At 42.7% G+C, this 12,738-nt stretch carries 16 protein-coding genes; 3 read left to right on the forward strand and 13 right to left on the reverse strand.

Annotation, left to right across the window (positions count from 1 at the left end; all coding sequences use genetic code 11):
* Positions 1 to 434: 434 nt before the first annotated feature.
* The gene (locus HPY31_RS13675) at positions 435 to 1,127 is read left to right on the forward strand and encodes a hypothetical protein (RefSeq protein ID WP_172141172.1); all 693 of its coding nucleotides are present in this window, start codon (positions 435 to 437) and stop codon (positions 1,125 to 1,127) included.
* Between the two features lie 5 nt (positions 1,128 to 1,132).
* Here the strand turns inward: HPY31_RS13675 and HPY31_RS13680 are convergent, their stop codons facing one another.
* The 8 genes from HPY31_RS13680 to HPY31_RS13715 all read right to left on the reverse strand — a co-directional run bounded on the left by HPY31_RS13680 (position 1,133) and on the right by HPY31_RS13715 (position 8,852).
* Complete coding sequence (locus HPY31_RS13680; protein ID WP_172141173.1) at positions 1,133 to 1,453, reverse strand: hypothetical protein; 321 nt, start codon at positions 1,451 to 1,453, stop codon at positions 1,133 to 1,135.
* Positions 1,454 to 1,615: 162 nt separating this feature from the next.
* Positions 1,616 to 2,629, reverse strand: coding sequence for a hypothetical protein (locus HPY31_RS13685; RefSeq protein WP_172141174.1), 1,014 nt, complete (start codon positions 2,627 to 2,629; stop codon positions 1,616 to 1,618).
* A 1,001-nt stretch (positions 2,630 to 3,630) separates the two neighbouring features.
* Positions 3,631 to 3,780: a hypothetical protein gene (locus tag HPY31_RS13690; protein ID WP_172141175.1), complete on the reverse strand. Its 150-nt coding sequence runs from the start codon at positions 3,778 to 3,780 to the stop codon at positions 3,631 to 3,633.
* A 51-nt stretch (positions 3,781 to 3,831) separates the two neighbouring features.
* The gene (locus tag HPY31_RS13695) at positions 3,832 to 5,376 is read right to left on the reverse strand and encodes a DUF4365 domain-containing protein (RefSeq protein ID WP_172141176.1); all 1,545 of its coding nucleotides are present in this window, start codon (positions 5,374 to 5,376) and stop codon (positions 3,832 to 3,834) included.
* A 449-nt stretch (positions 5,377 to 5,825) separates the two neighbouring features.
* Positions 5,826 to 6,422 (reverse strand): sulfite oxidase-like oxidoreductase, encoded by a 597-nt coding sequence (locus tag HPY31_RS13700; protein WP_172141177.1) that lies wholly within the window; start codon positions 6,420 to 6,422, stop codon positions 5,826 to 5,828.
* A 30-nt stretch (positions 6,423 to 6,452) separates the two neighbouring features.
* Entirely contained in the window at positions 6,453 to 6,884 is a 432-nt protein-coding gene (locus HPY31_RS13705; protein WP_172141178.1) for a CoA-binding protein, read from the reverse strand.
* 46 nt (positions 6,885 to 6,930) lie between these two features.
* Entirely contained in the window at positions 6,931 to 8,427 is a 1,497-nt protein-coding gene (locus tag HPY31_RS13710; protein ID WP_172141179.1) for a leucyl aminopeptidase, read from the reverse strand.
* Positions 8,428 to 8,477: 50 nt separating this feature from the next.
* Positions 8,478 to 8,852 carry a DUF309 domain-containing protein gene (locus tag HPY31_RS13715; protein WP_016742253.1) on the reverse strand — a complete coding sequence of 125 codons (375 nt, stop codon included), beginning with the start codon at positions 8,850 to 8,852 and terminating at the stop codon, positions 8,478 to 8,480.
* Positions 8,853 to 9,005: 153 nt separating this feature from the next.
* On the opposite strand from HPY31_RS13715, the gene HPY31_RS13720 reads away from it, so the two are divergent.
* Both HPY31_RS13720 and HPY31_RS13725 read left to right on the forward strand, forming a co-directional pair.
* Positions 9,006 to 9,482, forward strand: a complete 477-nt coding sequence (locus tag HPY31_RS13720; RefSeq protein ID WP_015892987.1) for a divergent PAP2 family protein — start codon at positions 9,006 to 9,008, stop codon at positions 9,480 to 9,482.
* A gap of 12 nt (positions 9,483 to 9,494) precedes the next feature.
* Positions 9,495 to 10,265: a cobalamin-binding protein gene (locus tag HPY31_RS13725; protein ID WP_172141180.1), complete on the forward strand. Its 771-nt coding sequence runs from the start codon at positions 9,495 to 9,497 to the stop codon at positions 10,263 to 10,265.
* 89 nt (positions 10,266 to 10,354) lie between these two features.
* On the opposite strand, the gene HPY31_RS13730 is transcribed toward HPY31_RS13725, so the two are convergent.
* The 5 genes from HPY31_RS13730 to HPY31_RS13750 all read right to left on the reverse strand — a co-directional run bounded on the left by HPY31_RS13730 (position 10,355) and on the right by HPY31_RS13750 (position 12,734).
* Positions 10,355 to 10,990 carry a 3D domain-containing protein gene (locus HPY31_RS13730; protein WP_015892989.1) on the reverse strand — a complete coding sequence of 212 codons (636 nt, stop codon included), beginning with the start codon at positions 10,988 to 10,990 and terminating at the stop codon, positions 10,355 to 10,357.
* A 159-nt stretch (positions 10,991 to 11,149) separates the two neighbouring features.
* Positions 11,150 to 11,410 carry a YuiB family protein gene (locus HPY31_RS13735; RefSeq protein ID WP_015892990.1) on the reverse strand — a complete coding sequence of 87 codons (261 nt, stop codon included), beginning with the start codon at positions 11,408 to 11,410 and terminating at the stop codon, positions 11,150 to 11,152.
* Between the two features lie 206 nt (positions 11,411 to 11,616).
* Positions 11,617 to 11,781: a YuiA family protein gene (locus HPY31_RS13740; protein WP_015892991.1), complete on the reverse strand. Its 165-nt coding sequence runs from the start codon at positions 11,779 to 11,781 to the stop codon at positions 11,617 to 11,619.
* A gap of 159 nt (positions 11,782 to 11,940) precedes the next feature.
* Positions 11,941 to 12,417 (reverse strand): NUDIX domain-containing protein, encoded by a 477-nt coding sequence (locus HPY31_RS13745; protein WP_172141181.1) that lies wholly within the window; start codon positions 12,415 to 12,417, stop codon positions 11,941 to 11,943.
* 65 nt (positions 12,418 to 12,482) lie between these two features.
* A complete protein-coding gene (locus HPY31_RS13750) occupies positions 12,483 to 12,734 on the reverse strand; it encodes a hypothetical protein (protein WP_007716742.1) in 252 nt (83 codons plus the stop codon).
* Positions 12,735 to 12,738 lie beyond the last annotated feature (4 nt).

Consider the following 12,738-nt stretch of genomic DNA (forward strand, 5'->3'; position numbering starts at 1 on the left):
CTTCACCTGCTTTCTCCTAGTACTTTCAGGACAAATTATTTTCGTCTAATGTCGTAGAATCAGTAAGGCTCAACTTTCCTTGCTGCATGATACAATTAGACGCTTGATGGACTAAGCCAAGTCCATGACTACTGACTTAAAACCGTTCCTTTTTGAGGACTATATACCGGCTCCTTATTTACTGTAATATCCATTCCTTTATGATCCTTAGAATATCCCCCTACTTCTTTCTTAATAAGTAGTAACCCAATACCAATTAAAAATCGTCATATGGATTTATGCCTGATGCGTAAGCCGTTCCGTTCCCCGCACCGACTACCTTTAACTTTATTTTCTTCCATATATAGTATATTGCTACTATTATGATTATATTAACCATCCAAATAATTGTCATTCAATTTAGATATAAATTATGTTAAAAGGTGGTAATTTGCATGTACAAAAAGTTAAAAGTATTCTTGTTGCTTTCTGTCGTTTCAATAGCTGGATGTACTACTAGTAACAATGCGTTATCCATGCAAGCAAGTCCCCAGCCTCAATTGGTAGACTATAATAAAAAGCTAGAAATTCTTGATCGATTAGAGAACCACGATACTACCTTAAGTCGAATGACGGAAATACTAACAATTGAATGGCATCATTTATTTACACAAAAGAATGAAGAGGATCTATGGAATACATACTTTTATCTCACTTGGAATTTACGTCCTGACGAAAAAGAACGAGTAAAGAAAGGATTAACTACAACCCATAAAGAACTCGCAACATACTTGGAAATGCAGAAGAAAGGCATTCTTCCCGCAAAGGAAGTACATGTAAAGAATATTATGGCTGAAAGAAACACCGATAATGACGGTTATCTCGTAAAAGTATGTTACCTTCTCACACTAAATGATCGCTCATCGAAAGAGATTTGGGTAGAACTTCATGCGGACGACAATATGGAAACTTTTAATCCTCGTTTCAACACTATAGCTACTGGTGAAAATCTTCCTGAGCCTAAAAATGAACAAGAGGAATTACGTCGTGAATTTATTTTCAGGGCACTTGACTACAATGTGATTAAAAAAATGACTTATGATGAAATTTTAGAGATGATCGACATGAAATCGGTGGATAAGTATTAAAGGCATTATAGTTTAATTTTTCCGGTTTCCTTCAGTAATTTAACGAAAAGAACAAGGGAATAAGTAATGATTAGCATCGAACTGCCCAATCCCGTTAGGCTACTATAAATTAACTCGTCTACTCTTGTTTCCATTTCTAATGATGATTCTAGGCTAGTTGACCACCAACCAAAAATAATGATTTGAACAAAAGTATTGATGATCAGTATAGAGATTTTTCGTTGTAACGATAAGAAAACCACAAATAGTGAAAACAATACGCCAGAATACTTTATAAACCGAATAAACTCCCCTTCATCTAGTACTACCGGAATATCTGCGCCCATAAGTAAATTAAGAAATAGTTGAATGCCACTTCCAATTAAAAAATGCTTACTTATACAACTTCAATATAGAAATATAGCAAATAAAGTAAAGAACCCGCCTAGACATTTCGCCTGGCGGGAGCTTCCCCAACCGAACCTCCACATCCTGTTAGAATCAACGGTCTAGTTGATCATGCCGTTTTCCGGAGTGACGGTAAAACCATAAAAAACCCCTTTTTTATTGATCGATGCCGTAACGGTCGGTTTTCCCTTTTTCGTAAAGGTATACTCGTTGTATTTTGTTGAAACATTGTATCCTGTCAAATCTATTTGAAAGATTTTCTTCACCATTGGATTAGCGGCAGCAATCGCTTTTTCTTTCGTATAGAACGGTTTGGCAAACACTTTTGGAATATCTTCGTCCGAAACATAGTTGCTATCTCTGAAGTCATTGTAATTGATGGTTGAAACAACTTTCCCTGTTTTCGCCCCGATGAAGACACTATTTGTACGGTCACGATCCATGAAGCTCCACACCTGATCAAAGTGATAATCCGAGTTTTTCAGGAGCGAAACCTCAGGGAGCAATGCTGATGCTTTTCCGTTTGATAGTGCCTTCATTGCCTTTTGTGCTGTATCGACCACCTTGGGGTTAATTTTTTGGCTTGTATATTTTATCGAAACAAAGCTGAGCTTCCCTGTTGTCGCTTCGACGGATGCCGTTACATTCTCCCCCCTAAACACCCAACTGTTTTCTACATCCGAGCTGTTTCGATCTACCTTATCAAATGTAAAAGCCTGTGTGCCATCCATGCTTTTCAACGTGCTCATGACAGTATTTTGCAAATCTGTAGCCACTTCGCTGAACTTGAAGTTAACATGTACAGATACGACCGTTCCCTCTTTTTTGGTAACCAGAACCTCGCCTCTGTTGTCTTTGGCTGAGATCGCCCAGCAATCGGCGTTCATCCCTGTAATCTCATCCAACTCGATCGGCAGACTGCCCGCCTCCTTCTGCATGGCTTGTTTGGCAGCCTCTACGACATTTTTGTCCAATTGTGCGAGTTTTTTCATTGGTTCCGGGGCCAATTGCGTCTGAGTGTCTGCATAAGCTGGTGCTGGCATGCTCCCAAATGGAACTGCTGCTGACAACAGCAATGTCATCATACTAACGGCTAAAAACGTTTGTTTTTTCATTTCGTTGACTTCCCTTCTATTTTCAGATCACTTATTTGATCCAGCTCGAAGGATTTCGTGACAATGAATTCCGTTTTTTTGTAGTGAAGAGACAAAAACATTCCGTTGAAGAGTGTACTCCCATCTCCTATATTACAGTACCCCTTAAGATACGCATGAGTTCAACTTGTTCGTTCGGGCATTCGCCTAATCTTGCCGCAATAATCATAGATAAATATCTTTTCTTTCTGGGAAGATTAGGCTTTCTTTTATTCCAATAATGTTTGTTAAGCTAATGATTTCACACTGGCGTTGTTGTGAGATAATTCCAATACCAACAGCTAAGAGGAATGATTATGTGATCAGCGATTCCGATTTTTTTGTTCGACAACGTATTGCTTATAACAAGAAAGCTACTTTTAAAGCTCTGCAAGTACTGAGTACAGATAATAACGATGAACTAAGAACTCATGCTCTGAAACGAATTTCCGAAGACCGATACCGTTAACAAATAGTGTGTTTTGCCAATAAAATCCATATGTTGTAAAATACCCTAAAAACTAAAAGGTGACAATCCAAATGAACAAATTCGAAAAAGGAATTGTTTATTTCTTTAGCTTTATTTTCTTTCCCATCGGACTAATCGTATGGATCGTTTCATTTTTTAACCAAAATCAGCAATTTAAAAGTGTAGGAAGAACAGCTTTGTATATTGCTGCTGCTTCTCTTTGCATCCAGATGCTAATAGGAGTCTTAAATTTTGTTGTGTACACTAACATTACTCTCAAATGAGAATGAGTATACAGTTACTATTGAGAGGAACAAAAATGAAATGACATTTGCGTTGATCCTTCTTATCGGGTGGGCTCTCATCTTAAATTCAAGGTCTTCTAAAACTAAATGGTTCTATGTGTTCGTTTTTATAGTTATTTTGTTTATACTTGGCATCTATTCTTATAATGCTGAAGATTGGACTGGGTATTAAGACAATGACACACTATCACCATCTACGTTACCGAAATTCAAATGTTTCCGTTGACTGCGATGGCAATTTGCTCGACAATACCGAATTTTCCCAGCCCGATCGGCGCCTCGGTTCGTAGTGTAAGCTCATGAAAACAAAAAAAGAGACGGATAATCACCGCCTCTTTTCCCCAATCAATCCCAAGCAAACCTCTGCTCTTTCCAGGGATCACCATTCATATGCAAAAGTAGCCATTAATTTATGATAGACTTTTAACAATTTCTGAGATACTTCTTTTGTGTAAGTTTTCCCACGTATCTTTTTTATTCGCCCAAATACTGTTTATAAACCCTTTATCTTTTAAATCTTCAACTGTAATAATTACGTCTACACTGGATAGTGTTACATTCTCAAAACGACTAGTTATCATATCTATCCCTTTAATTAGTCCTCTATCAAAAATATCTGCCCGCATAGGAAATGTCGCAAAACACCCTTTTCTCTTGCCGAAAACCCCTAAAAGTTCCGGCAAACAAGAGTCTTTATACGAAACAAAATTACCGATATCAAATATTAATCTATCTGGCTCTAGTATTAATCCCTTTTGTATTTGCTTTAGCATTACGTCTCTGTTATTTGAATTTGCTGTGAAATTTTTGGATTCTATCCCTTTTACACTTATTCTTCTACGATCCTCAACTAAAGCAACCTCCTCATTATGACCAAAGAAGCTAGTTAATGCAGAGATAATACACTCTTTTTCTGAATGATTACCCCCTACAAACAAAACATTCTTTTTTTCTTTAATTATGGTACTCAAAAGATCATTTATTTCAATTGGTATTTGATTGCTTTCATTTAATTTATGTAAAGGTTCCGGTTCCGTTGGAATAAAGATGTTTATACTCTCTTTAGAAAATACCGGTCGTTTATTTATCAATATTTCTATATTTTTTTTCAGTGCAATTTGGCCAGCTCTGTTTTCTTCAACGATATATCTTTCAAAGTATCTAATACATTCGTCAAAATCAAACTTATTTGTATTTAACATTTTCTTTTCTCCGTTTTTTTCTTCAACAAAGAATCTGCCTTGTTCAATAAAGATATTGGAAACTAAATGATCTCCAAGGAGTGCTCCTATAACGCCCATACCATGATAGTAATAATAAATATGATTAATCATCTTCTCTGTAATATTTTGATTCAATACTGAGATAGTCTTCTCTTTTAACCATTTTGCAATCTCACTTTTATGTAGTTCCAATTCATTTTGATAGTTATTTTCATTTTTGTATTTTTTAGATATCTCAAGGAACAAGTCGTACTCGTATTCAGCTTTTTTCACAGTGCAAGTCAGTTGATTCGCTCGTGCTTTTGCATAGTTCACAATATAAAGAGCACTTTCTTTCGTTAATTCTGCCCCTTCTTTACTAAAATCAAAAGAATAACCCTCATTATTTTTTTGAGGATTGGACATTATATATTTTTGAATATCAATCCAAAACACTTTATCCTCTTCAGGATCAAAAACAAATAAAAAAACAGGTAAGTAAAAATTTAACCAGTGTTCCACGTGCTTTTTCGAAGGATCATAAACATAACATCTGTTCCCAGTCTTTTTTATAAATGACTTGCCGCCTTTAACTTGTCCAGCGAAAAATATTCCACTCTGATTTTTCTCTAATGTCACTTCGAGATAGACATCTATACCATTATCATTAGATCCTCTTGTCTCAAAAAAATTAACGCCAACTTTGGAAAAAAATTTGGCTACAGCAAAAATAGCTTCGTCAGAATAGCTCAAAGAAATTCCCCTTCTTTCTAAAAACGTTTATTTTACTAATTTCGTATACTCCAAGAAATAAACTGAGAATGTTTTGATAAAGTTTATCTAACAAGAATTTGATAAAACATAAATTATATCAAAAATAATTATTACACAAAAAAGGTATAAATCACAAAAATTCATGTTTTGGTTGAAAGAGTAAATTAGCACCTTTCCAATGATACTCCTTTAGTACATAGAAGATGGACAAAAAAAGGAGAAATTATCAGAAAAGCATTCAATACTTCTAAAACTTTTAATGCTTACTTTTGAAATAAACATAATCTCTCCGCCCCATCTTTATTAGGTGTTTCCAGATATTTCCATGATAACAAACAAGCTTTATCATACAAAAGTAAAAACGACTATCCAGATGATGGAAGAATCCAGCATCATGATAATCGTTTTTATAATTACTATTAAATTAATCAATCCCAAGCAAACCTCTGTTCTTTCCAGGGATCTCCATACATATTATATCCATTCTTCTCCCAAAACCCTTGCTTGTCTTTCTCCATAAACTCAATCCCACGCACCCACTTGGCGCTTTTCCAGAAGTAAAGATGCGGGATGACAAAGCGCAGCGGCCAGCCGTGCTCAGGGGTCAAATCCTCGCCGTTATGCTTCGTAGCGAACAGGTTGCCGTTTTTCATGAAGTCGACAAGCGGAATGTTCACAGTCCATCCGTGCTCAGCGTGCAGCATGACGTACTTTGCTTCCGGCTTCACCTTGACCAGCTTCAGAACTTCCTCCACCGGAATGCCTTCCCATTCATTGTCCAGCTTGCTCCAGCCTGTCACGCAGTGAATATCGTTGGTGGTGCCACCTTTTGGCAGGGCCATCATTTGTTCGTAGGTTAGTGTTACTTCTTCTTCGACGAGACCGAAAAGGCGAAAGCTCCACTCTGTAGAGAGATCTGTATATTCAGGAACCTCTCCGTAGTGCAGGACAGGAAAGCCTGTCGTCTGTTTTTGATTCGGTGGAATGCGATCGCGCTTGGTATCAGCCGCTGGGTTGATAAACATGTTGTTTCCACTCCCCGATTGTTCAGTCTCTTATTTTCCAACCCGCAAAAGGGCGTGGTCTACCTTGATGCACATGTCCTGCACAACCTCGATGCCTTGATCTGCAACCAGTTTCGCCGCGTCTTCGTTGGCAATGCCTTGTTGCATCCAGAACACTTTTGGCTTGTGCTGCATTTTCACTGCATCCTCCGCAACAGGCATCATGTCTTCGCTGCGGCGGAACACATCGACGATGTCGACTGGCTGATCGATCTCAGACAGGCTGGCAACCACTTTTTCACCCAAAACCGTTTCACCAGCGATGACAGGATTGACCGGGATGATCTTGTAGCCCACGTTCTGCATAGCTTGCGATACCATATAGCTGGTGCGATCCGGCTTGTTGGACAGCCCCACTACTGCGATCGTTTTTGCATCCTCCAGCAGTTGACGACGTACTTCGTTGCTTGGATTTTGTGCCATGTGAAAACACTCCTTTTTATATGGAAATGGGAAATTGAACTACCTCTTATTCACTACGGCTGGAAACAAACTCAACAATGGTGCGCGTCATCGCTCCGGTACCGCCAGCTGGTTGCATGTCGCCAGCACTTGCTGTGTACGCGGTACCCGCGATGTCCAGATGTACCCACGGTGTATCGCCTACGAATTCTTGCAGGAAAACACCGCCGATGATGCCGTGGCCATAACGTCCACCAGAGTTTTTCAAATCGGCAAAACGGCTCTTGTTCAGGCTGCGGTACTCATCGAAGGTAGGCAGCTGCCACAAGCGCTCACCCGCCACGTCTGCTGCGTTCATCAACTCATCCAACAGTGCTTTGTCGTTGGTCATAGCACCTGAGCAAAAATGACCGAGTGCGACCACGATACCACCTGTCAGGGTAGCGGCATCCACCAGGCAAGACACTCCTTGCTCTTTTGCATAGGTGATACAATCAGCCAGTACGAGACGACCTTCTGCGTCTGTCGTAATGATCTCCACCGTTTTGCCGCTCATGGTCGTGATGACATCCCCTGGACGGAATGCCGTTCCGGATGGCATGTTTTCCACGGTACCGACAACAGCCAGTACGTTTACTTTTGGTTTAATCTGTCCCAGCGCCTCCAGTGCGCCGATCATCGTAGCCGCTCCGCCCATGTCCGACTTCATGTCTTCCATGCCTGCTACTGGCTTGATGGAGATCCCACCTGTGTCAAATGTCACGCCTTTACCGATCAAGCCAATGACATCGTCCCATGTATCTCTTCCTTGATATTTGACTGCGACGACATAAGGCTCGAGCTCGCTACCTTGTGCAACAGAGAGAACTCCGCCCATTCCCATCTCTTCCAGCTTCGCTTTTTCCATGACTTCTACAGTCATGCCATAGCGCTCTGCTACCTCGACCATTGCATTCTTCAAAGCGCGTGGAGTCAAGTAGTTAGCTGGTTCATTGACGAGCGTACGCGCCAGATTCGTCCCGGATACGAGCGCCGAACCACGAGCAACACCCGCCTGTACCAATGAAGCATCGGCATCTGCTGCCAAAATCTGCACCGTCGCAATTGGGTCAAACTCACGCTTTGCCTTTTGACGATAGCCCTCGTAATTGTATTCGGCAAGTCCAAAGGCTTCCGTAACTGCCTGCGCCAGACGGTCTGCACTCATATGCTCTGTTGTTGGCAAATCAATCACGACTGTTTTCCCGTTGCCTTTTCCTACAACCGTTTTGGCTGCACGTCCCCATGCATTTCGGGCTGCGACGAAATCAAATTTCCCCGGTTCACCCATCCCGACGATCAACAGTTTTTTTGCAGCCACATTGTTCATTCCGTGAACAACCGTAATTTCTTTTGCCTCACCCGTAATTTCCTTGTCCTGCTGCAAGCCACTCAGACTGCCCCCAAAAGCTTCATCCAATTCCGGGTATACTTGCGAAAGCTCCTCACCCTTCCATAGCGGGACAATCAGTTCATCACACGCGATATTTACAAGCTGTATGCGATTTTCTACTGCTACTTTCATATACTCTTCCCTCTTTCTGTGTGGTAGGATACTATATGGGCACATTTGTTTTAACAGGATGTGTCGACATATAAGCGCAAGGGTGGAAACGTCATGGCTTTTGCCTCTGTGTAAGAAATGACATCCTTTTCCGGCAACAATTTCTCGCATTCATCTATGTAACGAAGAACTTTTGTTACGTCCAGTCCCCAATGAACTGGCTGGTAACGAGTCAAATACTTTCGTGCATTGCCTAACATCCAGCGAGCACCTTTGATATTGCCGTACTCTTGGTGGTACAGTCCGACTGACAATTGCAGCAATCCTTGCAAAAACTTGTCTGACTTGTCTTCCATCCAGATGTCTTCCAACAGATCGTGGCATTCATAGTATTCTCCATCATTGAATTTTTCAATGAACTGCAAATACTGCTCGGGATATCCCATGGATGCATGCCTCCGTTTCGAACCTTCCATCTTCATGGTAACACAGATTGGCAGTCACTTTACATCCAAACAAAAACTTCACGGATTAAGACAACGCCCTTCTGTTACAATAATCCTAGAGATAAGCGCACAGTAGAAAGGAATGGATTTTCCGTGGCGGATTTTTTTGAAAACTTCCCCTTATGGGCAGCACTGCTAGCCATAGGGATCGCCCAATTTATTAAAATTCCCCTTCATTTTTTTGCAACGAAAACGTGGCAATGGTCACTGCTCATGAGTACAGGCGGTATGCCCAGCTCTCACTCTTCTGCCGTGACGGCACTATCCACAGCCGTGGGACTGCGTGAGGGCTTTGGCAGCAACATGTTCGCTATTTCAGCGATTCTCGGTGTGATCGTGATGTTTGATGCCGCAGGTGTCCGCCGCCATGCCGGTATGCAAGCCGTTGTCTTAAATAAGCTGGTCGATGAATTTAACCACCTGCTAGAAGGAATGAAATCGTTAAAAGTACGCCCTAGCCAGGAAAAAGCGAAAAAACTGAAAGAACTACTCGGCCATCAACCGATCGAGGTATTGATCGGCGGCTGGTTAGGCGTCATGATTGCGTTATTGCTCCATCCGTTTTTTTAAAGGAGGGCTCCCATGCGCATTGTTTCCATCTGTCCCAGCAATACCGAAATCCTGTATTATTTAGGCCTGCATGAGCATGTCGTCGGTTTGGATGATCACTCTGACTGGCCGCTGGAGTGGCAGCATCTCCCTCGGGTTGGACCCGATTTGACAATCGATATGGACCGGGTCGCTGCTCTCCAACCGGATCTGGTCGTAGCGTCCCTCTCTGTTCCTGGCATGGAGAAGAATATAGAAGCTCTGGGCAACAGAGACATTCCTCATATCGTCCTGAACCCTTCCCGCATCGGGGATATCGCTCATGATATAAGACTCGTCGGTGAGGCGACAGGAACACAGAGGCAAGCCGAGCAGCTTGCGATCCAATTTGACGAAACCATTAAAAGTATCCGGCAAAAGGCAGCGACGTACGAGCAACGCCCGAAGCTATACTGGGAATGGTGGCCAAATCCCATCTACACACCGGGTCAGGAAAACTGGTTGACCGATGTAAGTGACATTGCGGGTGCCATCAATATTTTTGCAGATTATCCTGTCGCGAACGTCAAGGCTACGCGGGAAATGGTCATGGAACGTAATCCGGATCATATTTGCGTCGTCTGGTGCGGAATTGAACTGAAGCGAATCAAGCCTAATCTGATCACCAATCGCCCAGAGTGGGTGAATATGACCGCGATTCGAAACAATCAGGTTCACTTGTTAGAAGAGGGCCTCTATTGCCGCCCTTCTCCTCGCATTTTGGAAGGATTGGAGAAGCTGGTTGATTTGATTCATACAAAATGACACAAAAAACGTTCAAAGCTAGTGCCTTGAACGTTTTTTCTTTTTTCTTTCATGCCACCGATGCGGCATCCATTTGTTTTCATTCGTTGCTATTCAGTTTGTTGTTGGCCGCTGACGGGCTCCGCCATGGCCGCGATTCCTTTTTCATTCAAGCTATTCAGAAAAGCTTCCGTTACTTTGCCTTCGCCTTTTTTTACGATATACACGTCCACCGACTTTTTCCCCCATTGCGAGAATACGTCCTGCTTGGTCTCGAAATACAGGTCAATCTTATGGCCGCGAATCGCTCCACCCTTGTCAGCTACCACACCATATCCATAACCGGGAATGTACAAAATGGTCCCCAGCGGGAAAACACGCAAATCAGCTGCAATCGTGGAATAATCGTCTCTACGTACTTTTACACCTGAATAGGTAATGCCATAGGACGGGTGAGATGGATTTTTGCCCGTCGATTCGTATCCGGCATAGTAGCCTGTCGCCACTACACGTACTTTTGGATATTGATCGTGAAATACATCCGCTTTATCAATCACTTGAGTAAGAGAACTGGCAGATACCGTCCGTTTTTTGACGACACGTTGCCCCTCTTTCGTTTCCTTGATTCCAAAAGTGGACGAGACACCGTAGTCTCCCACAACATTATAGCTGTATCCATCGCTTGCGAAGGCCGTCAAGACCAGGATGAACAGCGCGACGATACTTACGAACTGCTTTCCATTCATTTCTTGGTAAACCTCCTCTCGTTTCTAGTCATGTCCCGACGAGGAGGAAAGTATACACAAATTTTGGTTGATTATAGAAATATTCAGTCTGTTGCCCATTTTGCCAATCAACTGCCAAAAGAAAAACAGGCCCGAAACGACGGCCTGCTTGTGCGTGTTTTAAAACATCCGATATCCTTTTTTGCGAAGCGTGTGAATGGTCCAGCCACTCGCCACTGTACCTGCCATGCCGCAGCCCAGAATGAGCGAGTCCCAAATTCCCGGAACGATTTGTTGATAGACAAGTGCACCTACGACTACACCAACGCCGATTACAACTGGAAACCATGTCGTTTTCAAAATCATGTTTAAAATAAACCCAATGCCAAACCCTAGCACGGAGAACAGAACAATGGATACCATAAATTGCATCAAGTTCATCGCCGAAAAAGACCTCCTGCCACCTTCTCCACCTTTTGCCACTTTTTATGCAAATACAGGAAAGGCGGGCTATTTTCGGTATTAAGTGTAGCAAAAAGGCGAGGGATCGGTCAATAAGAGAAGCCAAGCGTATGTGTTGCACGCCTGACAGAAAAAACCGCCGATGCATTCGCTTCGACGGTTTTCTATGCGAGGTTCCTTACTCATTATGGATGAGAAGAAACAGCTTCCTTCTGAGCTTCCTGTGTACCGGCTCCGTCACAGTTAGGGCAATTCTCCGAGCCCCCCAGGAGCAGTTGGAAATACCCTTGGCCATGGCAGTATGGGCACTGTTCTTGTTTTTGTCTCATGTTGAGCTCCCCTTTCGGCATACATGCGCGGGAATTAATCGCGTGTATTTTCAGATTATTTTGATGTATCTAACTATATCAGAATCTCCCCTTGGTTTACAATGCAGTTCATCGCGAAAAACCATAAAAAAACCGCAATGTAAACGGAAACATTGCAGTTTATCTAGCTTATTCGCAGGATTACTTAAAGATTTTATAGGAAGTGTATTGAAAAACGGGATCGATTGCAAACGATTGACCTGTCATTCCCTGTTCCCGTTTGATATAGTCTGGCAAAATGATTTTCAAATAAGTCGAAGACAACGGATCATGAAGCAGCTCTTGTATGGGCATAAATTTCGCCTCCGCGATCTCACCCTCCTGTGGACGGGGTTCTCCCCCTATGTAATCCATCCAAAAAACGACCATATTGTCACTAATGGACTCTCGAATGACGCCTGAACGGATTCCCGCTACTTGTCGCACGACTGCCTCGACACCCGTTTCTTCCAGCACCTCACGCACTGCTGCTTCATCTACTGTCTCACCCTCCTGCACGAATCCCGCTGGAAATGACCATTGCCCTTTTAGTCCGCTGTACGTTTTTTTGACAACCAATGCTTCTTGCCCACGAATGACAATTCCGCAGGCGCCTAGCCAAACCTTCCCTTCGCGCATCCGGCTCGCTCCTTTCATGTCCTAGCTAAACGAAACCCCCGGCTCTTCTTCGCCGGGGGTACCTATCAATCATCCTCGTCATCTAGGAGCCCATTATCGATCATGTATCGCAGATTTTCCCGATCCCTTTCGCGGCCCTTTTCCTTGAGCCGTTCGATGGCAGGCAGGATGAGAATATCTACTTCACGCTGTACATGCCATGCCAAATCGTGTCGCCCCTGCTCCTCCAGATAAAGGCCCACTTCCATCATGGCGTTGTACCGATCCATCTCTTCGCGGACCATGAGCCCCCGGACTTGAATGCTCGCGTGACGCATCGTT

It is taken from the genome of Brevibacillus sp. HB1.3 (assembly GCF_013186635.1).
GTDB classification, from domain to species: domain Bacteria; phylum Bacillota; class Bacilli; order Brevibacillales; family Brevibacillaceae; genus Brevibacillus; species Brevibacillus brevis_D.

What these genes read in the sequence shown, in the direction of transcription:
- HPY31_RS13675 (WP_172141172.1), top strand. Translation starts at nt 435, where the DNA reads ATGTACAAAAAGTTAAAAGTATTCTTGTTGCTTTCTGTCGTTTCAATA.
- HPY31_RS13680 (WP_172141173.1), bottom strand. Translation starts at nt 1,453, where the DNA reads ATGGGCGCAGATATTCCGGTAGTACTAGATGAAGGGGAGTTTATTCGG.
- HPY31_RS13685 (WP_172141174.1), bottom strand. Translation starts at nt 2,629, where the DNA reads ATGAAAAAACAAACGTTTTTAGCCGTTAGTATGATGACATTGCTGTTG.
- HPY31_RS13700 (WP_172141177.1), bottom strand. Translation starts at nt 6,422, where the DNA reads ATGTTTATCAACCCAGCGGCTGATACCAAGCGCGATCGCATTCCACCG.
- HPY31_RS13705 (WP_172141178.1), bottom strand. Translation starts at nt 6,884, where the DNA reads ATGGCACAAAATCCAAGCAACGAAGTACGTCGTCAACTGCTGGAGGAT.
- HPY31_RS13710 (WP_172141179.1), bottom strand. Translation starts at nt 8,427, where the DNA reads ATGAAAGTAGCAGTAGAAAATCGCATACAGCTTGTAAATATCGCGTGT.
- HPY31_RS13715 (WP_016742253.1), bottom strand. Translation starts at nt 8,852, where the DNA reads ATGGGATATCCCGAGCAGTATTTGCAGTTCATTGAAAAATTCAATGAT.
- HPY31_RS13725 (WP_172141180.1), top strand. Translation starts at nt 9,495, where the DNA reads ATGCGCATTGTTTCCATCTGTCCCAGCAATACCGAAATCCTGTATTAT.
- HPY31_RS13730 (WP_015892989.1), bottom strand. Translation starts at nt 10,990, where the DNA reads ATGAATGGAAAGCAGTTCGTAAGTATCGTCGCGCTGTTCATCCTGGTC.
- HPY31_RS13735 (WP_015892990.1), bottom strand. Translation starts at nt 11,410, where the DNA reads ATGAACTTGATGCAATTTATGGTATCCATTGTTCTGTTCTCCGTGCTA.
- HPY31_RS13740 (WP_015892991.1), bottom strand. Translation starts at nt 11,781, where the DNA reads ATGCCGAAAGGGGAGCTCAACATGAGACAAAAACAAGAACAGTGCCCA.
- HPY31_RS13745 (WP_172141181.1), bottom strand. Translation starts at nt 12,417, where the DNA reads ATGCGCGAAGGGAAGGTTTGGCTAGGCGCCTGCGGAATTGTCATTCGT.
- HPY31_RS13750 (WP_007716742.1), bottom strand. Translation starts at nt 12,734, where the DNA reads ATGCGTCACGCGAGCATTCAAGTCCGGGGGCTCATGGTCCGCGAAGAG.